Genomic DNA, 24877 nt, shown 5'->3' with positions numbered 1-24877 from the left:
CACAAAAACTTTACAAATCCCAAAATTAGGCATAAAAACTTCGTAAAGTGTGCAGAAAACAAACATTACCCCATACATACCAGGGAAGTCAGCACGCATTTAACGGAAGTTTTTTTGAATATAATGCTCATAGCCCTAAAGAGTTAATATTATCTTATTTCTAAACAAAAGACCACCCCTCCGCATCCTATGAAGAAGATTCATGTGGGGGTAAGATTATGGGCTGATAGCGTAATGCCTCATCTACGATCTCTGCCGCACTCAAATCACGATCATCCCAGTAGATCAAATTACTGATCCCCGGATGGGGCGTATTTTGCATCACTATGGTCAGCATGCTGTCGATTTCCTCTTCTGTTCCCTCATCTCTGATGATTTTTTCCACCAACTGTATAAGCTCACTTCGGTTTAAATTTTGGAGTTCCTCGCTGGCTCGATCCAGACTCATGTAATCGCCCTCCTTTGTATTGAGTATGATCGGCATTGTGTGGCCCATCCTTTTTCTGTAAGCGCTATATGACCTATTATGGAGCTTTAAGAAGCGTTTATGATAAATAAAGCCGCCCCCAGTATGGGAACGGCTCTATACAGTAAAGCTTTTTAAACCATGATTTTGCAAATATCATTCGTGAATTCAACCGGATCTTGCAGCGGCAAGCCTTCGATCAGCAAAGCCTGATTATACAGTAATGCCGTATAGAGGTTTACTTTCTCCTTATCCTCGGCAAAAGCTTCTTTCAAAGAGTTGAACACCGCATGGTTTATGTTGATTTCCAGCACTTTATTCGCTTTGACATCGGCGTTATTAGGCATAGCGTTCAAGATTTTCTCCATCTCAATCGTCACTTCGCCGTCTGCGGACAGACATACCGGATGTGTCTTCAAGCGCTTGGAGGCTTTAACACTGGATACCTTGCCTTCCAGCAAGCCCTTCATGTACTCGAACAGCTCTTTGTTGTCGTTTTGTTCTGCTTCTGTTTCTTTCTCGTTTTCGTCAGGCTCAATGCCCAGATCGCCGCTCGATACAGATTTGAATTCTTTCTCTTTGTAGCTTAAGAGCATTTTAATAGCGAACTCATCAATATCATCGGTGAAGTACAGAATTTCGTAGCCTTTATCGGCCACCATTTCGGTTTGCGGCAGTTTTTCAATACGCTCGTTGGACTCGCCGGAAGCATAATAAATATACTTCTGATCCTCTGGCATACGTGATACGTATTCGTCCAAAGTAACCTGCTTTTTCTCTGTAGAAGAGTAGAACATGAGCAGATCCTGGAGAGTTTCTTTATGTCTGCCGTAATCGTTGTAAACACCAAATTTCAATTGTCTGCCAAATGATTTGTAGAATTGATCATACTTCTCCCGGTCATTTTTGAGCAAGGTCAGCAATTGGCCTTTAATTTTGCTTTCGATATTTTTGGCAATCAGCTTCAGCTGACGGTCATGCTGCAGCATTTCTCTGGAAATGTTGAGTGACAGGCTTTCGGAGTCAACCATACCTTTGACAAAGCTAAAATAATCCGGCAGCAGGTCAGGAGATTTTTCCATAATCAGCACACCGTTGGCATACAATTCCAGCCCTTTTTCATATTCCTTGGAGTAGAAATCAAACGGGATATTTTCAGGAATAAACAGAATAGCTTGGTACACTACCGCGCCGTCCGCGCTGACGTGGATATGCTGGAGCGGCTTGTCGTAGCCATAGCGTTTTTCCGCATAGAAATTTTGATAATCCTCGTCGGTCAGCTCGCTTTTGTTTTTTCTCCAGATAGGAACCATGCTGTTGATACGCTGTTCTTCTTCGTAATCCTCGAATTCGTTGTCGCTTCCCTCTTTCAGACGCTTGCCTGTAATATCCATTTTAATCGGATAGCGGATAAAGTCGGAGTATTTTTTAATCAGTGCTTTTAAACGATACTCGTCCAAATATTCGTCGTAGGACTCATCTTCGGTGTTTGCTTTGATTTTCAGAACAATCTCGGTTCCGACCTCGTCCTTCTCAGCTGCTTCAATGGTATACCCGTCTGCACCTGTGGATTCCCATTTATAAGCAGTATCACTTCCCAAAGCCTTGGTAGTCACTGTAACCACATCGGCTACCATAAAAGCTGAATAGAAGCCGACGCCGAATTGACCGATGATATCATGACCATCCTTGGATTCATTTTCATTTTTGAATGCCAGTGAGCCGCTTTTAGCAATAACACCCAGGTTATTTTCTAGTTCTTCTTTGGTCATACCAATCCCGGTATCACGCAGGGTTAGCGTTCTATTATCCTTATCGGCCGTTACTTTGATATAATAATTTTCTTTGTCAAAGACCAGTTGATCATCCGTCAATGCTTTGTAATAAATTTTGTCAATCGCATCACTTGCATTGGAGATCAGCTCTCTTAGGAAAATTTCCTTTTGCGTGTAAATCGAGTTAATCATCATTTCTAGCAGACGCTTGGACTCAGCCTGAAACTGTTTTTTCTCCATTCGGATATCTCCTTTCAGATATGAACCTATGTAAGGCCAGCAGATATGAGCTATGCAAACGATTCAACTTTGTTAGCACTCCCATCATTCGAGTGCTAGCCTACCTTTTTTATAACATTCCTCATTTTTTATGTCAATATCTCGGTTGGCTGAGCAGTAAAATTACATTTTAGGAAATCGCTAGTGTCTAATGTGCTTAAACATCACGTTAAACATTTCGACAGAAGATGGAAACAGCCCCTGTACATGGGGAAGCAGATTACTCCTGATCCGCAGCTCATCCTCATTCAAATGCTGTAGGTCTTCATGAAAGAACCAAACAATAGGATAATCGCCGTCCTTATGTCTGCTGCCTGCATTTAAACAAACGGGACCCTGATCGTCCTCTGCTATTGCAAAAGGAATGTAGCCTGCTGACAGCAGAGGTGACCATTGATCAATCAAATCATAAAATGCCTTTAAGCCTTGACCTACAGGCAGACGTGGAAACTCAACAAACGTACAATCGCTCCAGTATACTCCCGGAATGGATTCATTATCGAATTGTAAAGATACATAATGGTAGGACATGATAAAACTCCTCAGCAGGGGCGGCAGCTCAAAATGGTATTTTTCCTCCATCTCCCGAACTTCCTGTTCAGTAATCTGTGAAGGGAGAGGCTTCCATTTGATCCATCCCTCCTCGTCGACATTCCCATCACGCATTTCAATCGGTACATTTTCTTCCACATCCATAAAAAAGGCTTCATCCATTTGAGCAAATAGTTCCTTCATGGATGTACGAATATCCGCTTTCTTGTCCATGTCCTCACACCTCTTTCCTCTCTATTCACATTTTGCATCATGGGTTAATGCCAAATGCCCTCTATCTGAAAATAGCATTGTAATCATGTGTTACTACACTTTTTAAGTTCAGCTTATCAGAACTTGCTTTTATCACCATTTGCGGAATATTAGTATTACCAGCGCAATGGCTCATAGTTCCGCCAGATCACCCAACGCGCTGTCTCGTGAATTGGTGCGGTGCCAATGCTATATTCGTCCTTCGTGCCGCTCTGCAAATCAATCAAATGAAGCATACCTCCATACGTTCCAACCGCCAACATACCTTCATCAGGTGTAACTGCCAGCCCGGATATCGTACTGCCGACAAAATAGCGCCAAAGTTCACGACCCTTCCTGTCAATCAGACGGAGATAACCGTAGGCATCACCCAAAATAGATCCTTGTGTCAGCGCTGTTGCGGCGTATACTCGCATTTCTTCATTGATTATCGGCCATTCTTCCTTATTCTGAGCAAGACCCTGCTCCACCTCAGCAATCGATACTTGAATGGTGGCACCGTTATAGAAATGACAGGCATTGTACCAGACGTCCAGATCATCTTTGGAAAATAGGGCATAATGCGGATAACTAGAACTTGGCTCCAATGTATGCACCGTCTTATCGGACAGATCCATAAGCATATGCTCACTCATCTGGCTGCCGTAAGCGATCCAGCGTCCATCCCTCGACACAGCTCCATGAGCCATATCCACAATCGTGTCTTCCAGCTCTAGTTCTCTTCGTTCAGACGCCTTGGGATGGATCAAATCCACCTGATCAACACCCAGCAAATAAACACCGTAACCGCAAACCAGCAGAAGTCGCTGTCCATCGCCAAACGGGATCACTTCATCTAATATATCTTCAGGATGCTCCTCATCTCCCAAGCACTCCAGACCAGGAATGGATGCTTTTAAGCGTCCTTGTATATCCTTCCACTGAAAATGTGCTGTCTCTTCTCCTTGCAGATTTCGGTCCGGTTGACGAACAATACGAATCCCCTGTCCATCCACCAACGCAAAATAAGTCCCGTCCGGCGAACAGCCTACTCGATGCAGTCCGGGGATTTGCAAGATTCCATCTTTTCCCGTCACATAGATCGTCCCACGTTCCCGAGGATTGCCCGCATGTACAATGATTTCATTGGCTCCATTCACAAAAGCTATCGGCCTAACGGCTTGCAAAGCCTCCTCGAACGCTGGTGTAAGCGGCCAAGACGCGGCTGGAATTTCTCGACGTAACTGCTCCATTTCACCAGCCTGATTTGCCTCCTGAATCATACGAAAAATATCTTTAGCCATCTTGGGGCGTTCGTCCTGCTTTGGCTCTGATTGCTCCTGCTGCCATTCACTTTCCATGCCGACTCTGATAAATTCATTCACATCTGCGGCATACCTTTTTCCTTCCTGTCGCCACTTTGCTGCCATTTCATGATTCAACCAACTCATTTGCTTCCCCCATCCAGTGTATGTATGCCCTGTTTGTTCTACAGGCTTTGTTCATTATGTAAGGTGGTTTCTCACCTTTGTCAGCACAGACCACAGGTCTGTCACTGCCTTCACCTCTTCATAGTCCAGATAGGCATCTCGTTTGTCATAGTATTTTACCGCCATAATCACCATCTGAAGCGTCACTGGCTGTCCAGCAGCCTTAAGGACTTCTACAATACTTTCGAAGGTCGCCAACTCAAACCAGGTTTGAACCTGACGATCCGGCACCCACTTGGGAATATACTCGTCCTGTTCGTTGGTTACGGCTGTACCCTCCTCTGCACATTCCTCTAGCCAATGCTCATCCCAATAATAAATCGGTGTGTAAACAGGGTCCTGATCCCATTGATCCACATTCACATATAACCAGTTATTATGCAGTTGCCCCACGCTACGCACCAATTCCTGTAATCCTTCAAATACACGATAAGACGGGCGCTCTCTGCGACGGTAATCCTCAAGTCTTGTCTCATACCTGCTCATCTCCAACCTCCCGCTTCCTATATCAGCTAAACACTCAAAATTCGCATAACATACATTTACAACTTATAAAACCCGATATAATTACAAGCACCTCGTAAAGTGTCAAGACTACATAAGGAGATTGATCTATTCATGAAAAGAATCACCGCACTTGTTATCCTGTCCTTGCTATTACTTGTATCCCCGATCTACGCTGCTGCCCCAGCACCTATGCTGGTCTATGTGGACCAGAGTAACCACTCCTTCATCCCGCTTCGTCTCCTGAACAGCTATGAAGGGATCACACTCAACATGACGGCAGCGGACAAAAAAATAGAAATTGCGCAAGGCAATACTCGGATTACCCTATTTGCCGGAAAATCTACTGCCAAAGTGAACGATCAAACGGTCCGTTTGCAAAATGCTCCTTTTACCGATAATGGTTCGACCTATGTACCCTTGCAGTTCATCAGCCAATATCTAAACCTGCAAGTCTCATGGCAAAAGGAAACCTCAGCTGTACGCATTAAGCAGGGTACAACGTCCGTCACGCTTCCGGTACTTACCGGTAAGCTACCCGGAAATACTACACCCATTACGACGGCTCATAAAAGCTTCAAGGTCGGATCTCGTACCTTTTCCGCTAAGGTGGTCACCATCTCTATGCTCCATCCCAAGGTAAGCCTGGATGTGGCTCTGGCAGGCAATACTATCGGCAAAGTGGAAGACTTAAGCAGTCTCGCCAAACGTAATCAAGCGGTTGTAGCCATAAATGGTACATTCTTTGACGCCTATACCAAAAGCTCCTACAAAACGCCTTACGGCTACCTGGTCAGTCACGGAAAGATGTTGAAAAAAAGCTCCGGCGACCAACGGACGGTCTTCACCTACGATGCGAACCATTTAGCTGAACTGGTGTCAGGTTCTGCCTTTGAACAACGGTTAAGCCAAGGTAACGTCGAAGGTGCCCTGCAAGCTGGGCCTCGTCTGGTCACAAATGGACAGGTTTCCCTAAATGTCAAAGCCGAAGGCTTCAAGGACCCAAAAATATTAACAGGCGGCGGCGCCCGCAGCGCAATAGGAATGAGTCGGGATCATAAGCTGATCCTCCTGACCACAAGCGGAGCGACTATACCGCAGCTCGCCCAAATGATGAAACAGGCCGGAGCTTATCAGGCCATGAATCTGGACGGCGGTGCTTCCAGCGGGCTGTATTACAACGGCTCCTACCTCACCACACCCGGCCGCCAAATCAGCAATGCCATTATTGTAAAGTATCAATAGACGGATAAAGGGCTGTCTTCACGGATGTGTAAGCCGTGGGGATATCCCTTTTTCCATTTTCCCCCGGTTCCGGTTGTTCCTGCTTCCACCTGTTCAGGTGGCTTGTATGGGCCATTACGGGTTGATCCTGCAACCTACAATCGAATCAGACCCGTAAAGCTATTGGTGCCTTCGCTTCCTTTTTTTAAAGAAAGATAAATACGATTGTCTTCTCTGCTCGCCAAGCATTCATAAAGTCCGGGTTGCACAGAAAGGAACGTCCCTCCCCATACACATTCAGGCTCCAGTCCACCACTTGTGGCTTCCTCCCCTGCTCCAATAAATAGGTTACCTGAGGGAACCTTCAAAAACAGTCGTACAGCAGGCTTGTCAATATGATCTGTCATCACAACCTCATAGGTCCCGTCGGCTCCCAGATTCAAAAAAGCTACATTTCCCGCATTCAACTCGCCCAGCTCGTCCTCTTCGATGGACCACCAATCCGGATCATCGTCCAAACGATGCTTAAGTGCTTGCGTATCAAATAGGCAGAGAGTCGCCGTGTCTGTCGTAAATTGAAATGGACTGCTTGCCATATTCATCATCCGATCCTCCTGATTTTGGTCAGCCAATTTCTGTTTTCCCACGTCTTACGCTATCCGTATTGCCATATACTTGAGGGAAAATCTCCCTGTATGTAAAGTATAACAATGCTTGCAGGGCCAGACAACATGTTGGGCTAACACCCATTCTGCATAAAAAAGCCCTCCCTCACGATGTCGTGAAAGAAGGCCGATTTGTGGATTTAAGCGATCTAACCTGCTGTTAGATCAGAAAAGACTTAGTAATAATCACCAACAAAATGAACAATACCAAAATCGCTCCTGTGGATGTCCATGCTCCACCGTAACCTACTTCACCCATGTCTGAATCCCTCCTTGCGTTAAAGCTTACTCTTATCGTATGAAGAAAAGCGGATTACGACAGGGCGAATTGGCAAGTTTATTTGCCATGGAAGGGCTATTCAGAAAATGGACTGATACGTCGCGGATGGATCGCTAATCACTCGGGATGACAACTGGCAGAGAATGTCGTCCGTTCTTCGCAGTAACCTGCTCACATCCTTGTACTTCATTTTTTGAAGGAGCGGGGTTTCTGACTGGGATGAAAGAAATTGAGTGGTACCTATAAATACAACAACATCCAATCCCGGGTTGGTTTCGGTATGTAATAAGTGCAGCAGGTCAGTCATGGACAGGAATCCGGGAGGGAAAAGGCTGTTGTTTTCTTTCATATATATAGCTTTTAACATGGAGGTTAACGCCCAGTCACATAGGATTATGCAGCATTGGAGTTGATTGTGCTTGTACAGGATTTGGGCTAGTTTCATGTGGTATTGGGATAGAGTGTGAAAATCCGTTATTGAATTATGTAGGTGTTGTGAGGGTCTGGACAGTTGAGTGGGACTTGGAATAAAGGTAGAAGGAGCTTCTTTCATATCTATTCCTCCAGAGAATTTTAAGAATATTCTTATTATACTCTAAAATAATACTTATAGATATAATACATGCTGAATATACGATTCTTAATCTCATGTTTACCCAAGAAAATCTTGACTACACTTTTTAGTATGAAGGGGTGTAGATAAATGCAGGACAAAGAAGTACTAAAGCTAGTTGGGGCTAGAATAAGAGTGTTACGCAAAGAAAAAGGCCTCTCACAAGAAGCTCTTGGGGAAAAAGGTGGATTTCATTTTACATACATTGGACAGATCGAACGTGGAGAAAAGAATGTTTCTTTGATAAATGTAGCTAAAATTGCAAAAGCACTAGACGTAAACTTAGTTCAGTTGTTTTCATATGTAAGCGAGGACCCCAAAATTGTGGAGTCTGATGAAGATATTATAGAAATTATTACGATGCTCAAAAAGTCGAGTCCAGAGAAAGTACGTTTGGCGAGGAATGTGATAAGGGAAATTACAAATTAAAAAAGATTTTTTTGCAAAAATAAAGGAGCCACCTTTAGTTAATAAGGCAGTTCCTATTGCACTATTGTTTTACGTAAGTTCAATACCCTATCGAAAATTAAAATAACATATATATATCCACTATTAACTTAATTTCAAGTTTCTTATATAAAAGCGCGAACTGAATCGAATACGAAATTACAAAGGATTCCCCGTGACTATGAAATTATTGGCTTCTAGGTAGTTTCTTGCGGTCATTCAATTTAGATTTTCTTTTTACCCTTTTTGTGGGCAATACCATACGAACATTTTTTAGCTTCGTTTTTCTTTGAGCACTATTTGTAATAAGGTTGACTGTAAAAATCACGAAACCGCGTTGGATGTTAAGTGTTTTAAAACCAACTCTTCTGCAATTATTACATAAATTACCATTAATATTCCAGATCCAACATCCACTGAAATTATAATTAGGAACATGTATCGGGAAACTACCTGACCACACAAGATTTCTTGATACGCTCTCAGCGTAATAATAAATTGTTCTATCCCCTACGTTGCCAGTAACAACTTCCCTCGTTTGACCGGGCAAACATAAAAGAGTCTTAGCCTTTTTTAGGATATTCAGAAATTATACTTTTTTAGATTTTCCCGCCATCTGTTTAGCGAAACCATATGACCATATTGTTTATGTTATGGAATTCAATCAAAAGAATACTCCCACCTAATCTTGTAAATATTAAAAAACACGTCAATATATGACGTGTTTTTTAATAAAATATCTTTAACTAATAGAACCTTTTAATTACCCTATAACCCTTACTTCCAAATCTCGTCTGCAATCTCTTTAATGAAAGCAAGCTTTTTCCACTGCTGCTCTTCTGTCAGAATATTGCCCTCTTCTGTCGAAGCAAAACCGCATTGTGGGCTGAGGCAGATGTGGTTGATGTCGACGAATTGAGTCGCTTCCTTAATACGATTAATGACCGTCTGCTTGTCTTCCAGTTCACCTGTTTTGGAGGAAACGAGGCCCAGTACGACCTGCTTTTGATCTTTCAGATGCTTAAGCGGTGTGAAATCACCTGCACGGTCGGTATCGAATTCGAGATAGTAGCCGTCGATGTTGTCGATGCCGAACAGAGTTTCGGCTACAGGCTCATAGCCGCCAGAGGATGCCCAGGTGGAATGGTAGTTACCACGGCATACGTGGGTCGTAACGACCAAATCGGCTGGGAGATCATTCACCGTTTCCTGATTCACGCGAGCGAACAGCTTTTTGGTATCTTCCACATTCTCACCCGCATGCTGTCTAGCTTCCCAATAGTTTTTATCACAGAGCATACCCCATGTGCAATCATCCAGCTGTAAGCTGCGGCAACCCTCATTGTACAACGCTTGAATCACGAATTTGTAAGCTTTGGCGATATCCGTCACCAGTTCATCCAGATTGCTGTAATACGTGTCGGTTGTTTCTTTATTTTCGCCACGCAACAGCTCAGCCAGAAATTGCGCAGGTGCCGGGATCGTTTGGCGCGCGATCGCATCCTCACCTGCTACTTGCTTCAGGAATTTGAAATCTTCAATGAAAGGATGACGGGAATGTCCGATTTTACCGGACAAGCGTGCGGTTTCCGCTCTTGTTTCCACACCTTGGAATTGGTAGCCGTTCGAAAGCTGTACCTTTTCCACGCCGTCCAGACCCCACATAAAATCAAGATGCCACCAGGAGCGTCTGAATTCACCGTCCGTCACGGCTTGAAGTCCTAGGGATTTTTGCTTTTCCACTAGCTTGATAATTTCGTTATCTTCAATCTTTCTCAGCTCGTCCGCAGAGATTTCATTATTTTGAAATTGAATTCTGGCGTCTTTAATCGCTTGCGGGCGCAAAAAGCTTCCGACCATATCATGTCTAAAAGGGGTCACTTTACGTTGGGATGCATTGTCAAGGATGCTGCTCATTAGGGTTATCTCCTTTTTCGCTTCTGTAGTGAAGTTCTTGTAAGAAAGATAACATACATTTTCAGTTATAAGGTAACTCCAATAAACTATAGCTAGTTATAGCCTAAGGCTATACCCAACCTTTTATTCCCCTATCGCCTCATGCAACGCTTCTACATAGACGGTAGCCAGCTTGGAGAGCGCAGCGTTTTTATGGCAAATCCATCCCACATTAATAGACTCATCACATTCCAGAGGGACGGAAATAATGTCGTTACCGTTCAGATCCGCACTGATCACCCCGGTAGAAATCGTATAGCCGTTCAAGCCAATGAGCAAATTAAAAAGGGTCGCCCGGTCATGGACACGAATGCTTTTGGGATGCGATAACGTACTGAGAATCTCCTCGGAAAAGTGAAAGGAATTGTACTCCCCTTGTTCAAAGGACAAATACGGATACGGATGAAGCTGATCAATGGTCACGATAGACTGTCGGGAGAGCGGATTATTGGCACTGATAAAAATATGCGGCTTGGCCGTAAACAGGCTATTGAATTGCAGATTCGCATCTTTTAGCAGCTTGTTAATGACCTTGGCGTTAAATTCGTTCAGATACAGGATTCCAATCTCACTGCGCAGGCTTTTGACATCCTGTATGATTTCATGGGTTTTGGTCTCTCGTAAAGCCAATTCATACTCTTCTTGACCATATTGATTTACCAGATTTACGAATGCATTTACAGCAAATGCGTAATGCTGCGTGGACACAGCAAAATGCTGTGGTGAAGGCTTGGCATCCAGATAGCGACTTTCCAGTAACTCCGCCTGCTCAACGACCTGGCGTGCATAACCGAGGAATTCCACGCCTTCCTTGGACAAAGAAATCCCCTTATTGGTACGCTCAAAAATGGTGATATGAATTTCTTCCTCCAAATCACGAATCGCGTTCGACAGACTGGGCTGGGAAATGAACAACCGCTTCGCCGCCTCATTCATGGAGCCACGATTGGCAACCTCAATGACATATTTTAATTGTTGTAAGGTCAATGCATAATGTCCTTTCCGTTTGTGTTTCTTCTATTATATAATACATAATCACACTTCTGGAAAAGGGATAGTTGTTGCTTAAATGAAATCAGCCTCTCCCCCTAAGGTTTAAAAAATATAAACACCTCCCTAAATGGAAATCTTCCATTTCAAGGAGGTGCTCTAGTTATGATACTTTAATTAACGAATTTCACCGTTTGTGGAGATCAGCTTTTGATACCAATAGAAGCTTTGTTTACGAATACGACGCAGATCCTTGAGATCAAACTCCTCACGATCCACATAGATAAACCCGTAACGCTTGCTGGAGCCCTGATGGGTACTAACAAGATCAATCGCAGACCACGGACAGAAGCCGAATACTTCTACACCGTCTGTAATAGCCAGTTGAATCTGCTCGATATGTTTCTTGAAAAAGTCAATGCGGTAAGGATCATTCACTACATCCCCTTCTTCAAGCTTGTCAAAAGCGCCCAAGCCGTTCTCTGTCACGATTAAAGGCAAGTGGTAGCGAGAATAAATTTGGCGTAATGTGGTTCTAAAACCGACCGGATCAATCTCCCAACCAAACTCCGTCGTTTGCAGGTTGGGGTTGACGGAACCTCGATATGCTCCGGGTTCACCCACAATTTCATGCTGATCTCCTGTATGTGAAAAATCATTTCCGTCATCTAAACTTTCTCCTACGGTTTGAGAGGTATAATAATTAAATGCGATAAAGTCCGGGTTCCCCTTCGCTAAAATGTCCATATCCCCTTCTTCAATGACAGGCTCATAGCCTTTCTCGACCAAATAGCTCCACGCAATGTGATTGTAACGGCCAAATACAGCCATATCCAGATAGAGCCAGTTGCGAATCGCTGCATAGTTATCAGCCGCCAGTGTATCTTCCGGCTTGGAACTGGCTGGATAGATAACCCCGATATTCGGCGCAGGTCCAATTTTCGCGTCAGGTAGCATTTCATGGCACAATACCATTGCTTTCGCCTGCGCGACTAACATATGATGATTTTGTTGATACAGTACCCTTTGTGGATTTTCGAGACTTGTATCTAATGTGCCAATAGAACCGGGATGGAGAATCAGCATGTTCTGCTCATTAATGGTTAACCAATATTTCACCCTGTCTCCAAAGTTCTCAAACAATGTTTTGGCATACTGTTCGAAGGCATCAATCGTCTCCCTCTTCGACCAACCGCCTTGTTTTTCAAGAGCATAAGGCAGATCAAAATGATACATAGTAACAATCGGTTCAATCCCGTATTTAATTAGTTCATCAATTAATGAGCTGTAAAACGCGATTCCCTTCTGATTAACTTCACCTGCGCCCTGGGGATAAATACGTGTCCAAGCAATAGAGAAACGATATGCTTTAAAGCCCATTTCAGCCATCAGAGCTACGTCTTCTTTGAACATATGGTAATGATCACTGGTTACCTTAAAATCAGTGACCCCTTCGACGTGATTAGCCATGTCAATGACAGAAGGTCCTTTTCCATCTTCGTCCCATGCACCCTCTACTTGATAAGCGGAAGTGGAAGCTCCCCAGAAAAAATTTTCAGGAAATGCCTTCAATTGATTATGTTTCATGATCTAGTCCCTCCAGTTATAGTTATATCCTTCTGATGTTCGCAATTCATATATGTGATGATGATGCTTGCCAGTATCACACAACCAAAGTTAACAATACTTCATTTTTTTGAATCTGCTCCTGATTTGTCTCAAATACGTCCACTTTATGTTGCGTAAGTGTGACAATGACAGGCGTCACGATTTCGTATCCTGCTTCAATAATCTGCTCCCTGTCAAATTGGATTAACAAATCGCCCTGTTTCACGCTGTCGCCCTCTTTAACCACTGGATTAAAATGCTTCCCTTTCAGCGAAACGGTGTTAATTCCGATATGAATTAATATCTCTGTACCTGCACTGGAAGTCAATCCTATGGCATGTCCTGTGGGGAACAGCGAGGTTACGACTCCATCTATTGGCGCTACAACCTCGCCGACAGACGGTTCAATGGCTAACCCTTTTCCCATAGCCCCTGTAGAAAATGCAGAATCATTCACTTGACTCAGTGGTGTGGTCCTGCCTGTGATCGGGCTGTAGATTGTTTCTTTCTTGATATCAACGGCCTTGGTTGCTGTAACAACAGGCTCTGGTTCTGCTGTTTTCACGGATTCAACTGTTTCTGGGGCCTCCCCCTTTACCTTGCTTTCATATCCAAAAATAAGGATCAGCATCGTTGCAGCTATAAATGAACATGCAATGGCGATAACATAAATTAAGGTTGGCGTATATACTGGAATTGCAAAAATGTTGTGAAAAACATAAGCCGTCATTTTCACTCCAAAATGTCCATTGATAGCTCCGCCTAGAGCGCCTGCGATAATGACAATCGGAATGACACGTTTATAACGAAGCACCAGACCATACACAATCGGCTCTGTCACACCAGCCAGCAATCCTGTAATACTCGTGGAACCGGCAAGAGTTCTAAGTGTTTTATCTTTTCTCGCCTTCAGGAAGATACCAAATGCGACACCAATTTGAGCAAATACAGCTGCTGCAGCCATCGCCTCAATCGGATCACCGCCAACACCGATATTTTGAATCGTAATGGGTGTAAAACCCCAGTGAAGTCCGAAGACGACCATAAAGGTCATAAAACCGCCAAGAACAATCCCTGACAAAATTCCACTTACACCGATTAACCATGTCACACCTGAAGAAATCCAATCTCCTACCCCTGTACCGAAAGGTCCGAAAGCCATCGCAGATAGCGGAACCATAATCATCAAAGCCAGCATCGGAACTAAAAATAGTTGTAAATCCTTAAGAATGATCTTCTTCAAAAACTTATCCACCAACGCATATATGCTAATGGATATGAAAATCGGGAAAACACTGGCGGAGTAGTTCATCATGACCACTGGTATTCCTAAAAACGATACATCAGAGCCTTTGTCCATCAGCCCCGTAAAGTTGGGTTCCATGAGAGCCGCACCGATCACACCAGCTACATAAGGATTCGCCTTCAGCTTTATACCAAGCGTGATCCCAAGCAAAATCGGCAAAAAGTAAAACACAGCATTCCCTGCAGCAGACAGGATCATATAAGTATCACTTGTTGCAGACATCCATCCCAGCAAGGTCAAAACCGTCAGGAGTGCTTTTATCATTCCCGAGCCCGCCATCGCCGGAATCAACGGGGAGAAACTGCCGGAAATGACTTCAAAGATTGTGGATATGACCGATGTTTTTTTACCACTAGATTCACTGGCTGTAGAGGAATTCGATTCAAAAATCCTGTTTTTCATGATCTCCGCATATACATAGGCAACATGGCTGCCAATAACAACTTGAAATTGTCCTCCGCTTTCAACAACTGTAATGATCCCCTCGTGCTTCTCAAGCGCTTCTCTTTCGGCTTTTCGTGAATCCTTCAGGTCAAATCGGAGTCGTGTAGCACAATGGACAAGCCCATTGATATTTTCTTCTCCTCCAACGAGACGTACGATGTCTTCGCCCATTTTCTTATGGTCCATGTTCATTCTCCTCTTGGGCAGATTGCCTGAAAACAAAAAAATACCTAAACGAAAGGCCTGTATGATCAAAGAACATGATCACTGCCATTCATTTAGGTATCGCCTGCTTAACCAGTAACAATCCTTATATTTAAGTTGTGAGCCTACTATAAATCACTTAGAAATCGTTTGCAAGCTTTTTTTTCTAAGAAGTAGCCATATCGTTTCTGGAGGTTACACGCTGTATATGAATCGTCAAATACACTTTTTCGTCAATCGACATAGCACTTTCATGCTTTAATTCCAAATATTGATTGATTAATTGGGTGCATTGAAAAGCCCTCTCGTATTTATCTTTGACTTGGTCATACAAGAAATTATCCCCTGAAGCTAGTTGTTCTTGTTCATTGCTCAGCAATCGTTGGGCAAAGTACTGCAAATGAGTAATAAACCGGGAATAATTGAACGAAGTTTCATCCAGTGTAATCTGATAGTAATCGGTTACAATGTTGAAAATGTCATCAATGACCTCGGTAATCTCAACCGTTTGTTTCATTCCCTGACCGTCTTGTCTTGCATTTACAAAATGCATAGCAATAAAGCTGGCTTCATGCTCATCCATTTGGATGCCAAATTGAGCATGGATAATGTCCAAAGCATTCATTCCGATCATAAATTCTTTTTTGTAAAATTTTTTAATTTGCCATAAGAGTGAATTTTTAAGTCCCACGGATTTTCTGTATCGAGAGATGGCAAATTGAATATGGTCAATCAGAGAAATATAGATGTTATCACTAAAAATATCTCCCATTTCCTTTTTTGCGCCGCCTACAATTTCATCCGCCACCTTTAAATACTCTACAGATGTTTCCCCAATAAGATCTATTAATTTTTGTGGAATTTTATCAGACTTTAATACAAAGGTTTTTTCTATTTTTTCCTCATCGACCCTCTGGCCATTTTTCTTTTTAAAGCCCAGGCCATTCCCTATGACAACAAATTCATGACCCACCTGATTTTCGACTCGGATGACATTGTTGTTAAAAATTTGCCGGATGATCATTTATCTGCTCACCTCATTGATGTAATGACAAAGTTTGTAATAACAAAAAAAACCAAATAACGACTAAATCAATTAGTCATTATTTGGGTATCGCCTGCTTACCAGTAACAATCCCGAAGGGCACTTCACCCCTCATTCAATTACCCTTACTATACCGCTTTCAATGCAGAATAACAATACAAACATGTTGAAAAGCCTTCTGGAAAGATCGTTTATGAACAAATTAGATAAAAATACTGAGTATCATCACGATGCCAAAAGCACTGAACCCGAGAATGGTTTCCATGACTGTCCACGTTTTCAGGGTTTGAGGTACGGACAGGTTCATGTATTCTTTAACAATCCAGAAGCCGGAGTCATTCACGTGGGACAAAATGATCGAGCCTGCTCCGGTAGCCAACACCAGTAGCTCCGGGCTCACCCCCGGCATCGTGACTGCAATCGGAGCGACAATACCTGCCGCCGTCGTCATGGCTACCGTGGCGGAACCAACGGCGGCCCGGATAAGACCTGCAATCACAAAGGCCAATACAAGCGGAGACAAATGTGCATGCTGGGCAAAACCTGCAATCGCATCTCCTACACCGCTGGCAGTCAGAATCTTGTTGAAACCACCGCCTGCACCGATCAGCAGGATGATAGAAGCAACCGGACCCAGGCAATCGTTCGTAAACTTCAATAGCTGCTTGCTATCGAAGTTGCGTGCATAACCAAAAGAGTAAAGCGAGAACAGCAAAGCAATCAGCAACGCAATAATCGGACTGCCGATGAAATCAATGACCTGTCTGAAGACGTTGGCTTCTGGCAAAATCAGATCGACAATCGTCGCCAGCAGCATCAAAATAACGGGCAGCATAATGGTGAAGAGTGTAATACCAAAGCCCGGCAATTCTCTTTCTTTCGTTTCTGTAAATTGTTCCATCAATTCACTCGAAGTCTCCAGCTTGATACGCTTGGAAATCCAGCTTCCGTAGATCGGACCCGCAATCGCTGCGGACGGCAATGCTACGATAAGCGCAAGGAAGATCGTTTTACCAATATTCGCGTTAAAAATACCTACTGCCAGCATCGCTGCCGGATGCGGAGGGATAAGACTATGCACAACCGCCAATCCAGCTACAAGAGAAATCCCGATTTTAATGAGCGAAGTTCCGGTATGCTTGGCAATAACGAATACGAGCGGGAACAACAGTACGATACCTACCTGAATGAATACCGGGATACCACAAATGACAGCGACCACCATCATGGCCCAATGGACATTTTTCTCACCGAACACCCGCACCATGGTCTTGGCAATCTGCTCCGCACCACCAGACTCAGCCATCAGCTTACCCAGCATCGTACCCAGACCAAGAACAATGGCGATAAAACCGAGCACACTGGCCACACCTTCTTGATAAGCTGTCACAATACTTTTCAGCGGCATACCTGCAATTAGACCCATGAACACAGCACCGACGATGAGCGCGACAAATGGGTTCATTTTGACTTTAGCGATCAGCAGAATCAGTCCAATAATAGAAATAAGTGCATATAATAACAAACTTGCATCATGACTGAGTCCGAATACGGAATACATGTTATAACCCCCTCATTAAGTAAGCGCTCTCTAAGTTTGTTGAAAAACAGGGGTTAACCCTGCTCGTTTTCAATTTTCTCTACGGTTTCCAGCAATGTTCGTTCTCCGCCCACATTACCAGGGAACACAATATACGGAATGCCGCTGAATTTGGCTTCGTTTCCGGTCAGCCACACAGGGATGCCTGCCGCAACCTGGCCGAGTACACGTGCTTTTCGGATAGCAAAACCTTTGGTTGCCACATCACTGGAAGTAATGCCGCCTTTGGCGATGATAAACTTAGGCACCGTCTCAAGCGACTGTACGATTTCGACCAGTGCACCGGATACCGTTTGACTAATTTTGAAATTATCAGCTTTATTATCTACCGCAATGAGTTTGCGGCTACTGTATACCACCACATTGTTGCCCGCAGCCAGTTGTGTATTGGCTTCTGCGATAACACGGCTTAATTCCTGTGTGTAGCCCTCAGAATCCAACACCCGTTCCACATCAATTTCAAGACCCACAATTTCCGGGTACGTAAGTAACTGCTCCAGCTGTTTTGTTGTTTTTTGAACATAGGAACCGACGACTACAATACCACCGTGACCTTCCTGTCCACTTGCAATCAGTCGTTCCTTTGGCAAATATTCCTGGTCAGATATCCCGGCATACGATTTCACAAAAGAAGCAGCTGTGCGGAAAATAAACATTTTCCCTTGCTCTTCTGCTTTCAGCAGCCCCAGTGATACTACATCCATATCCGCATACGAAAGCACGTTGACGATGATTGGTACGTTATCCTTCGCTTGTAGCAATACTTCTTGCACAGCGTCTGGTCCCTTGCGAATCTGTTCCAGTGAAATGACAAGACATACCGAGGCTTGAATACGACCTTCTGTCTTTTCTTCTACCCAAGCGGTTAAATCGCCGTTTTCATAGCCAAATACCTTATCCTTGGCAAACTCCGACTCATGTACGGGGATTAGCGTATCATCCTCCACCATATAGTGGGTGTTGCCTCCGGTTACTCGTCCAGCTTCGAAAAAGGCTGGAATGATCAGATGACCGTCGTAGCTCCGTCCACTTTGACGCGATCCTTCTTCTGCCAGTACGTCCGTTTCCAGCGGGTAATACCCACGCAACATGGAATCACTACGGCTGACAAAGGTAAATGATTTGCCCTTTTCGGTGGCGACAGCCTGTACGTTGCGAGCAATCTCGCGGTTAATCCGTTCTGCGGTTTGCGCATCAAGTCCGCGTGTATTGGTCAGGATATAAAAAAGCGTTTCCGGTGAGTCGAATGCTTCACGAAGCAATGCTTCATCCCACTGCGTCAAAACATCAATATCATGAACGGTTTGTACCCCAGTCGGATCATCGTCTAATACGATAATTTTCCGTCCTCTGGCGTCATTAATCCGGCGAATTTCCTGACGCAATCCTTTGCTGTCCCATTCAGGAGGCAATTCTGCTTGAAGAGCTAACAACGAAGTATATCCTGCATTTACATTCATGTGATCTCCACCTTATTCAAATTCTTGATTAGCATGCTCTACTACTCTGCTTTTACCTGTACGCCTGCGAGTTTTTCAAAATATTGCACGATTCCGCCGTGATCATCCGCCGCTTTACCATCCACTTTGAGTGCGTGGAATATTTCCAGCAGTTGGCTACTAAGTGGCAACGGTACACCGATGTCATGCGCGGTTTCCATAACGTTCGTGATGTCCTTGAGGTTAATATCAATCCGACCCCCAGCTACAAAATTCCGTTGCAAGATCAGAGGAACTTTAGCATCCAGTACCGCACTGCCTGCCAATCCACCGCGAATCGCTTGCACCATTTTTTCAATATTAATTCCCGCCTTGGCTGCAAATACAAGCGCTTCAGACATGGCCGCGATATTCAGGTTCACCATGATCTGGTTAGCCAGCTTTGCCGTTGTGCCGCAGCCATTATCACCAACCAAGGTGACATCCTGACCCAGCACATGCAGAACATCCAAGACATGCTCAAACACTGATTCTTTGCCACCAACCATAATCGCCAATGTCCCATCAATTGCTTTCGGTTCGCCACCACTGACAGGGGCATCCAGCATGTGCAGACCAGCCTCAACGGCTTTCACCGACAGCTCTTTGGAGACGACTGGAGAAATCGAGCTCATATCTACGATAACGCTTCCAATACTAGCCCCTTTTAAAATCCCGTTCTCGCCCAAAATGACTTCTTTCACATGATTGGAATTCGGCAACATCGTAAAAATGATTTCACTGCGCTCTGCAACTTCCTTCGGGGATGCCGCTGCATGTGCGCCTGACGCAACCAAAGCAGTGACGGTTTCCTGATTAATATCAAATACGGTCAGCTCATAATCCGCTTTCAAAAGATTTAACGACATCGGACGACCCATAATACCTAATCCAATAAATCCAATTTTCTTTGTCATGTAAATTCCCTCCATAGCTTTTCGAATTCGATTTCCTATTCAGGATTTTTAGATAAATCCATTTGTAAACGCTTTTTATCACATGTAAGCGCTATTAATTCGTCTTTATATTTGCGATTGTACACAATAAATTCATTTTTGTATACAAAAATTTAAAATTTGTATCAATTTTATCGATTATATAGGATAGACATTGTTTAACCTCCATCTTTTCGCTAAAGTAGACGTAGAGGTGAATGACATGCAGTACAGCAGCAATAACTCTCGAACGGCGCACCAGCAATCTTATGAAACACTGCGTGATATGATCCTGAACGGAACCATCCCTCAAGGAACCAAGTTGGTTGAGGAAAAGCTTGCCACGCAGCTCGGTGTAAGCCGCACGCCTATCCGTGAATCCATCCGCAAATTGGAGCAGGAAGGGCTTATCGTCAATAAACGTGTAGTCAAGCTATCTGAAACCGACCTGCGCAATACCTTTGAGCTACGGATGCTGCTTGAAGGACATGCGGCGCGCAGCGCGGCTGCCTACTTGTCCGAGACAGAGCTACTGGCTTTGGAGCAATGTGTGGACATCGGGCGTTCCGGCTCGCTGGATGAGGTGATGCAAGCGAACAAAGAGTTTCATGAGATCATTATGAAGGCCAGTAATAATTCGATGATGATTGATTTGTTTGATCGGATGCAATCCGTTATTTATTTATTCCGTCATACGGTCGTCTACTATCATCGTCCCTTTCTGATTGATGAGCACCAGCATATTTGTGAGGCTATCCGCGCACATGACGGCGATACAGCAGAACGGCTGATGAAGGAGCATCTCCAGGCTGATCTGGACTTTTGCCTGCATCTGATCAGATAGTCCTTCGCTTCTCCATTTGTATGCCATGCCAAAAAACCGCCAAACACTCGGAACCCCTTGTGCTTAGCGGTTTTTTTAGGTTCATGTTTAACTCTCTTTCTCTTTACAAAATACCTCTTTGGCAACCTGAATAGCTGAGGCTGCCCGGGGCCATCCTACATAAAAGGCAAGCTGTGTAATGACCTCAACCAGTTCTTCTTCCGAAATCCCGTTCTCCTTGGCCAGTTTCAGATGATAAGGGAGTTGATTTACATGCTCACCCGCTACCAATGCGGAGACGGTGATGAGACTCCGTTCTCTGAGAGATAGCTCACTTCTTCTCCATACATCTCCAAAAAGAACATCCTCTGTATAACCTACAAAAGCGGGAGCAAAATCACCGATGGTTTCTCGAACACTCGATTTGATCAATTTATGCTTCATACAATCATCTGGGCAAGTCCGTTGCCAAAGGACCAATCCTCTAATTCAGTCTCTACCAGTGTTACAAATACATCCTCCGGTCTAACCTTACATTCAATAGATAAGAGTTCCGCTAACTTTTGGTAGAAACTCTTTTTTTGTTCCGTAGTTCTACCCGTTCCCATTGTAATTTGGATATACAGCAGCTTATCTGTTCTGGGTATATTCAAATAATCGGGACTATAATAAAACTCGCTTTGCTTATGAGCATGAAAAACCTGAAAGTAATCTTTTTCCGGAACCAGAAAATGTTCAATCAAAGCGTTCATGATACAACGACTAATCCAAGGCAACTCTTGCTCTGTGTATTGCTGCTCCATGTAGCCAACTCGTACAAATGGCATGTTCAACTCTCCTATCCGTTGGGATAATATAATTGTACTCCCCTTACTTTCATCTGTATAATTGAAAATAATCATAAATATATTTAATTTCACCGATGGAGATGAGCATGCGTGGATCTGAAAGAATTAACTACATTTCGTACCATAATCGAAGAAGGAACGTTTTCAAAAGCTGCTGCCAAATTAAACTACGCTCAGTCTACAGTCACGAGCCAAATCCAGAGATTAGAGAAAGAGCTGGGATTTCAGCTTTTTAAAAGGGGTTGGGATGCGGAGTTAACGTCCCCAGGCAAACTATATGCCGAGGAGATAGACGGGCTTATTCAGCATTGGAATTTTGTAATGGACCAGGCGAAGTCTCTGAAAAAGGAGGAGATTGGCACGCTTCATATCGGTGTGATTGAAACGGTGGCGGCTACCGTACTGCCCTTGGTTCTACAGCAGTTTCGAGAGCATAAACCGAATATTACGTGCCATTTTACAGTTGGAAACACGGATGCACTCGCAAATGCTTTGGTGGACGGTAAGCTGGATTTTGCAATCTCTGGGGAACCTCACTCCATTCCTTCCTTACACTTTGAACCCATATATCACGAACACATCGCCTTTATTGTGTCCCGTAATCACCCTTTTGCGGTAAAAAGTGAGCTTCATCTCGAAGATCTGTACGAGTACCCGCTTATCGTCGGAGGTAAGAACTGCTTGTACCATATACGACTGGAAAAAGAACTTTCCCGCTTCCCGTCGATGCCGTTTTTTTATACTGTCAGTCAAATTTCGTCGATCCCCACATTTGTAAAAACGATTCCTTCAGTTGGAGTGATTCTATCATCAATGCCTATGCAGGAGGAACTGGTCACCGTCCCCCTCCAGTTAACAGACCCGAATATTCCTATTGGACTCCTACAAAACAACCATCACCAGCAGTATATGTCTTCGGCCCGAAAGCTGTTTATACAGCTGGTTAAGGAGCTTTGTAGGCTATAGCTCCAATGCAATAACTACTAATAAGCTATATAGGCAAAGCCGACACCTTTGCATAAAGAAAAAGCCGCCAAACACTCAGAAACCTGGTGTTTAGCGGCTTTACTATTTTGAAGGCCTAAGGAAATGTGACCCTCTTTTTATTTTTTCACTCCTGTGATACCCGTTATTTCGCTTCGAGCGGTTTTTTCCACAATCCCAGAATGAGCGCGGAAATCACGGAACCAATCGCCACTGCAAGCAAGAACAACAAAGCATGATTGGCAAGAGCTGCTACAAAAATTCCGCCATGTGGAGCTGGAAGATTGATTTGCCAGAACTGCGTCAGACCACCAGCAATCGCTGAACCTACAATACAAGAGGTCAGGACACGCAGAGGATCAGCAGCTGCGAATGGAATGGCTCCTTCCGTAATGAAGGACAATCCAAGTACATAGTTCGTCAAGCCAGACTTGCGCTCTTGCTCAGTAAACTTATTTTTGAAGAACGTCGAAGCTAATGCGATCGCCAACGGAGGTACCATACCACCTGCCATAACAGCCGCCATCATAGCTCCGTTCGTGTTACCACTGGAAGTAAAGACACCGATCGAAAATGCGTAAGCTGCTTTGTTAAAAGGTCCACCCATGTCGATCGACATCATTCCGCCCAGAATCAGACCCAAAATAACTGCATTACCTGTTCCCAAATTGTTCAGAACATTGACAAGCCACGTATTAATACCACCGAAAATCGGATCGAACAGGTAGAACATAATCGCGCCTGAAATTAGGAGTCCAAATACAGGGTATAACAAGATTGGTTTTAAACCATCCAGCGCTTTCGGCAGACCTGCAAAAGCTTTACGCAGGAAGATCACCACATAACCAGCCATGAAACCAGCTGCCAGACCGCCAAGGAAACCTGCATTAGAGTTTACAGCCATCAGACCCCCAACCATACCTGGCATCAGTGCCGGGCGGTCTCCAATGCTCATCGCGATAAATCCGGCCAGTATCGGAATCAGGAAGTGGAACGCACCTGTTCCACCGCCAATTGTCTGCAACAGTTGGAACAATACATTGTCTTCTCCTGCCACTTGTTCAATCAAGAAGGAAATTGCTAACAAAATCCCCCCGCCTACAACGAATGGCAGCATATGAGAAATACCGTTCATTAAATCCTTGTAAATTTTACTGCCCACACTGCTCTTCTCCGCTTTCGACTCATCAGCGCTGCCTTTACCTTCACTACGATAAATTGGGGCATCGCCGTTCAGCGCTTTGCGGATCAGTTCCTCAGATTTACGGATACCGTCGCTTACTGGTCTTTGCAATACAGGTTTACCGTCAAATCTGGCCATTTCAACCTTCTTGTCAGCTGCGACGATTACACCTTTGGCACGGCGAATTTCATCCGCTGTCAGTACGTTTTGTGCGCCTTCCGAGCCGTTCGTCTCTACACGGATATTTACACCCATTTCTTTCGCTTTCTTAATGAGAGCATCTTCTGCCATAAACGTGTGTGCAATGCCTGTAGGACAAGCGGTCACTGCAACCACAAATTCGTCAGAATTCGGATTGCCAACGATAACGTCTGGCGTTTGCTGTGCTTTGGCATCCTCTTTCTTAGCCTCTTTTGCTTTCTTGGCAGCTTCTTCTTCCGCCTGCTTGGTATCAAACAGCATAGATACTTCATCCGGTGTTTGCGTTTTCATAAGGTTCCCGATAAAATCGGTATCAATCAACAGCCGGGAAAGGGCAGCCAGTGTGCGAAGATGCGTATTTGCTGCTCCCTCTGGAGCCGCAATCATGAAGAATACTTTCGCCGGCTCACCATCCAACGATTCGAATTCTACGCCTTTACTGCTTTTGGCGAAAACGACAGTCGCTTCATTCACGGCTTTGGTCTTGGCATGCGGCATCGCAATGCCGCCGCCGATTCCAGTGCTGGACTCTGCTTCACGTTTGTAAATCATTTCTTTAAACAAGGCACGGTCATTAATACGTCCACTTGCTTCGAGACGAGCGATGAGCTCCTCAATCGCCTCGTCTTTTGTCGTCGCCTGCAGGTCCATGATCATCGTTTCTTTAATCATCAGGTCTGTTATTCTCATTTTTCACACTCTCCTAAGTTCGATCAGCGTGTCGAGACACGCATAATAAGCTCATG

The 24877-nt window shown here is 44.2% G+C and carries 23 protein-coding genes; 4 read left to right on the top strand and 19 right to left on the bottom strand.

Annotated features, from left to right (window positions below):
* Positions 1-187 precede the first annotated feature (187 nt).
* The 5 genes from MKY24_RS08690 to MKY24_RS08670 all read right to left on the bottom strand — a co-directional run bounded on the left by MKY24_RS08690 (position 188) and on the right by MKY24_RS08670 (position 5279).
* Entirely contained in the window at positions 188-448 is a 261-nt protein-coding gene (locus tag MKY24_RS08690) for a bacteriocin immunity protein (RefSeq protein ID WP_023987968.1), read from the bottom strand.
* Between the two features lie 152 nt (positions 449-600).
* Positions 601-2481 (bottom strand): molecular chaperone HtpG, encoded by a 1881-nt coding sequence (htpG, locus tag MKY24_RS08685; protein ID WP_023987967.1) that lies wholly within the window; start codon positions 2479-2481, stop codon positions 601-603.
* 180 nt (positions 2482-2661) lie between these two features.
* Complete coding sequence (locus MKY24_RS08680) at positions 2662-3285, bottom strand: SMI1/KNR4 family protein (protein WP_023987966.1); 624 nt, start codon at positions 3283-3285, stop codon at positions 2662-2664.
* Between the two features lie 155 nt (positions 3286-3440).
* Positions 3441-4754, bottom strand: coding sequence for a hypothetical protein (locus tag MKY24_RS08675; RefSeq protein WP_339201785.1), 1314 nt, complete (start codon positions 4752-4754; stop codon positions 3441-3443).
* A 54-nt stretch (positions 4755-4808) separates the two neighbouring features.
* Positions 4809-5279, bottom strand: coding sequence for a hypothetical protein (locus tag MKY24_RS08670; RefSeq protein ID WP_053325130.1), 471 nt, complete (start codon positions 5277-5279; stop codon positions 4809-4811).
* A 132-nt stretch (positions 5280-5411) separates the two neighbouring features.
* Here MKY24_RS08670 and MKY24_RS08665 point away from each other — a divergent pair, with 132 nt between their 5' ends.
* The gene (locus MKY24_RS08665) at positions 5412-6542 is read left to right on the top strand and encodes a phosphodiester glycosidase family protein (RefSeq protein ID WP_279831288.1); all 1131 of its coding nucleotides are present in this window, start codon (positions 5412-5414) and stop codon (positions 6540-6542) included.
* Between the two features lie 134 nt (positions 6543-6676).
* Here MKY24_RS08665 and MKY24_RS08660 read toward each other — a convergent pair whose 3' ends face one another.
* The 3 genes from MKY24_RS08660 to MKY24_RS08650 all read right to left on the bottom strand — a co-directional run bounded on the left by MKY24_RS08660 (position 6677) and on the right by MKY24_RS08650 (position 7773).
* Positions 6677-7126, bottom strand: coding sequence for a DUF6386 family protein (locus MKY24_RS08660; protein ID WP_023987962.1), 450 nt, complete (start codon positions 7124-7126; stop codon positions 6677-6679).
* A gap of 220 nt (positions 7127-7346) precedes the next feature.
* Positions 7347-7445: a hypothetical protein gene (locus MKY24_RS08655; RefSeq protein ID WP_014599622.1), complete on the bottom strand. Its 99-nt coding sequence runs from the start codon at positions 7443-7445 to the stop codon at positions 7347-7349.
* 100 nt (positions 7446-7545) lie between these two features.
* A complete protein-coding gene (locus MKY24_RS08650; RefSeq protein WP_339201783.1) occupies positions 7546-7773 on the bottom strand; it encodes a hypothetical protein in 228 nt (75 codons plus the stop codon).
* 396 nt (positions 7774-8169) lie between these two features.
* Here MKY24_RS08650 and MKY24_RS08645 point away from each other — a divergent pair, with 396 nt between their 5' ends.
* Positions 8170-8508 carry a helix-turn-helix transcriptional regulator gene (locus MKY24_RS08645; protein ID WP_023987960.1) on the top strand — a complete coding sequence of 113 codons (339 nt, stop codon included), beginning with the start codon at positions 8170-8172 and terminating at the stop codon, positions 8506-8508.
* 795 nt (positions 8509-9303) lie between these two features.
* On the opposite strand, the gene MKY24_RS08640 is transcribed toward MKY24_RS08645, so the two are convergent.
* The 8 genes from MKY24_RS08640 to garR form a co-directional block, all read right to left on the bottom strand.
* Positions 9304-10443 (bottom strand): 5-methyltetrahydropteroyltriglutamate--homocysteine S-methyltransferase, encoded by a 1140-nt coding sequence (locus MKY24_RS08640; RefSeq protein WP_339201782.1) that lies wholly within the window; start codon positions 10441-10443, stop codon positions 9304-9306.
* A gap of 123 nt (positions 10444-10566) precedes the next feature.
* Positions 10567-11469, bottom strand: a complete 903-nt coding sequence (locus tag MKY24_RS08635) for a LysR family transcriptional regulator (protein WP_023987954.1) — start codon at positions 11467-11469, stop codon at positions 10567-10569.
* A 180-nt stretch (positions 11470-11649) separates the two neighbouring features.
* Complete coding sequence (locus MKY24_RS08630) at positions 11650-13059, bottom strand: glycoside hydrolase family 1 protein (RefSeq protein WP_254347963.1); 1410 nt, start codon at positions 13057-13059, stop codon at positions 11650-11652.
* 76 nt (positions 13060-13135) lie between these two features.
* Positions 13136-15016 carry a beta-glucoside-specific PTS transporter subunit IIABC gene (locus MKY24_RS08625; RefSeq protein WP_339201779.1) on the bottom strand — a complete coding sequence of 627 codons (1881 nt, stop codon included), beginning with the start codon at positions 15014-15016 and terminating at the stop codon, positions 13136-13138.
* A 184-nt stretch (positions 15017-15200) separates the two neighbouring features.
* On the bottom strand, positions 15201-16058 hold the full coding sequence (locus MKY24_RS08620) for a PRD domain-containing protein (RefSeq protein ID WP_028542871.1): 858 nt from the start codon (positions 16056-16058) through the stop codon (positions 15201-15203).
* Positions 16059-16281: 223 nt separating this feature from the next.
* Positions 16282-17640 (bottom strand): GntP family permease, encoded by a 1359-nt coding sequence (locus MKY24_RS08615; protein ID WP_339201778.1) that lies wholly within the window; start codon positions 17638-17640, stop codon positions 16282-16284.
* Positions 17641-17693: 53 nt separating this feature from the next.
* Positions 17694-19139 carry a four-carbon acid sugar kinase family protein gene (locus MKY24_RS08610; protein ID WP_339201776.1) on the bottom strand — a complete coding sequence of 482 codons (1446 nt, stop codon included), beginning with the start codon at positions 19137-19139 and terminating at the stop codon, positions 17694-17696.
* 41 nt (positions 19140-19180) lie between these two features.
* Complete coding sequence (gene garR / locus MKY24_RS08605; RefSeq protein WP_071558949.1) at positions 19181-20074, bottom strand: 2-hydroxy-3-oxopropionate reductase; 894 nt, start codon at positions 20072-20074, stop codon at positions 19181-19183.
* Between the two features lie 241 nt (positions 20075-20315).
* On the opposite strand from garR, the gene MKY24_RS08600 reads away from it, so the two are divergent.
* Entirely contained in the window at positions 20316-20936 is a 621-nt protein-coding gene (locus MKY24_RS08600; protein ID WP_071558950.1) for a GntR family transcriptional regulator, read from the top strand.
* 87 nt (positions 20937-21023) lie between these two features.
* On the opposite strand, the gene MKY24_RS08595 is transcribed toward MKY24_RS08600, so the two are convergent.
* Both MKY24_RS08595 and MKY24_RS08590 read right to left on the bottom strand, forming a co-directional pair.
* Complete coding sequence (locus MKY24_RS08595) at positions 21024-21359, bottom strand: carboxymuconolactone decarboxylase family protein (RefSeq protein WP_023987946.1); 336 nt, start codon at positions 21357-21359, stop codon at positions 21024-21026.
* Complete coding sequence (locus tag MKY24_RS08590) at positions 21356-21742, bottom strand: tautomerase family protein (RefSeq protein WP_254347957.1); 387 nt, start codon at positions 21740-21742, stop codon at positions 21356-21358. The genes MKY24_RS08595 and MKY24_RS08590 overlap by 4 nt, the downstream gene beginning before the upstream one ends.
* 111 nt (positions 21743-21853) lie before the next feature.
* On the opposite strand from MKY24_RS08590, the gene MKY24_RS08585 reads away from it, so the two are divergent.
* Positions 21854-22729, top strand: a complete 876-nt coding sequence (locus MKY24_RS08585; protein ID WP_338533437.1) for a LysR family transcriptional regulator — start codon at positions 21854-21856, stop codon at positions 22727-22729.
* Positions 22730-22892: 163 nt separating this feature from the next.
* Here the strand turns inward: MKY24_RS08585 and MKY24_RS08580 are convergent, their stop codons facing one another.
* Complete coding sequence (locus tag MKY24_RS08580) at positions 22893-24821, bottom strand: fructose-specific PTS transporter subunit EIIC (protein WP_076157068.1); 1929 nt, start codon at positions 24819-24821, stop codon at positions 22893-22895.
* Between the last annotated feature and the right edge of the window lie 56 nt (positions 24822-24877).

Origin of the sequence: Paenibacillus sp. FSL P2-0322 (assembly GCF_037975315.1) — a bacterium.
GTDB classification, from domain to species: domain Bacteria; phylum Bacillota; class Bacilli; order Paenibacillales; family Paenibacillaceae; genus Paenibacillus; species Paenibacillus polymyxa_B.
This window is presented reverse-complemented; position numbering and strand designations above follow the sequence as displayed.

Excerpts from the sequence above, each read along its gene's own strand:
- MKY24_RS08610 (WP_339201776.1), bottom strand. The coding sequence starts at position 19,139 with ATGAATGTAAATGCAGGATATACTTCGTTGTTAGCTCTTCAAGCAGAA.
- MKY24_RS08650 (WP_339201783.1), bottom strand. The coding sequence starts at position 7,773 with ATGACTGACCTGCTGCACTTATTACATACCGAAACCAACCCGGGATTG.
- MKY24_RS08680 (WP_023987966.1), bottom strand. The coding sequence starts at position 3,285 with ATGGACAAGAAAGCGGATATTCGTACATCCATGAAGGAACTATTTGCT.
- MKY24_RS08665 (WP_279831288.1), top strand. The coding sequence starts at position 5,412 with ATGAAAAGAATCACCGCACTTGTTATCCTGTCCTTGCTATTACTTGTA.
- MKY24_RS08625 (WP_339201779.1), bottom strand. The coding sequence starts at position 15,016 with ATGGACCATAAGAAAATGGGCGAAGACATCGTACGTCTCGTTGGAGGA.
- MKY24_RS08675 (WP_339201785.1), bottom strand. The coding sequence starts at position 4,754 with ATGAGTTGGTTGAATCATGAAATGGCAGCAAAGTGGCGACAGGAAGGA.
- htpG (WP_023987967.1), bottom strand. The coding sequence starts at position 2,481 with ATGGAGAAAAAACAGTTTCAGGCTGAGTCCAAGCGTCTGCTAGAAATG.
- MKY24_RS08595 (WP_023987946.1), bottom strand. The coding sequence starts at position 21,359 with ATGAAGCATAAATTGATCAAATCGAGTGTTCGAGAAACCATCGGTGAT.
- MKY24_RS08645 (WP_023987960.1), top strand. The coding sequence starts at position 8,170 with ATGCAGGACAAAGAAGTACTAAAGCTAGTTGGGGCTAGAATAAGAGTG.
- MKY24_RS08615 (WP_339201778.1), bottom strand. The coding sequence starts at position 17,640 with ATGTATTCCGTATTCGGACTCAGTCATGATGCAAGTTTGTTATTATAT.
- MKY24_RS08655 (WP_014599622.1), bottom strand. The coding sequence starts at position 7,445 with ATGGGTGAAGTAGGTTACGGTGGAGCATGGACATCCACAGGAGCGATT.
- MKY24_RS08630 (WP_254347963.1), bottom strand. The coding sequence starts at position 13,059 with ATGAAACATAATCAATTGAAGGCATTTCCTGAAAATTTTTTCTGGGGA.
- garR (WP_071558949.1), bottom strand. The coding sequence starts at position 20,074 with ATGACAAAGAAAATTGGATTTATTGGATTAGGTATTATGGGTCGTCCG.
- MKY24_RS08580 (WP_076157068.1), bottom strand. The coding sequence starts at position 24,821 with ATGAGAATAACAGACCTGATGATTAAAGAAACGATGATCATGGACCTG.
- MKY24_RS08690 (WP_023987968.1), bottom strand. The coding sequence starts at position 448 with ATGAGTCTGGATCGAGCCAGCGAGGAACTCCAAAATTTAAACCGAAGT.
- MKY24_RS08670 (WP_053325130.1), bottom strand. The coding sequence starts at position 5,279 with ATGAGCAGGTATGAGACAAGACTTGAGGATTACCGTCGCAGAGAGCGC.
- MKY24_RS08590 (WP_254347957.1), bottom strand. The coding sequence starts at position 21,742 with ATGCCATTTGTACGAGTTGGCTACATGGAGCAGCAATACACAGAGCAA.
- MKY24_RS08600 (WP_071558950.1), top strand. The coding sequence starts at position 20,316 with ATGCAGTACAGCAGCAATAACTCTCGAACGGCGCACCAGCAATCTTAT.
- MKY24_RS08660 (WP_023987962.1), bottom strand. The coding sequence starts at position 7,126 with ATGATGAATATGGCAAGCAGTCCATTTCAATTTACGACAGACACGGCG.
- MKY24_RS08640 (WP_339201782.1), bottom strand. The coding sequence starts at position 10,443 with ATGAGCAGCATCCTTGACAATGCATCCCAACGTAAAGTGACCCCTTTT.
- MKY24_RS08620 (WP_028542871.1), bottom strand. The coding sequence starts at position 16,058 with ATGATCATCCGGCAAATTTTTAACAACAATGTCATCCGAGTCGAAAAT.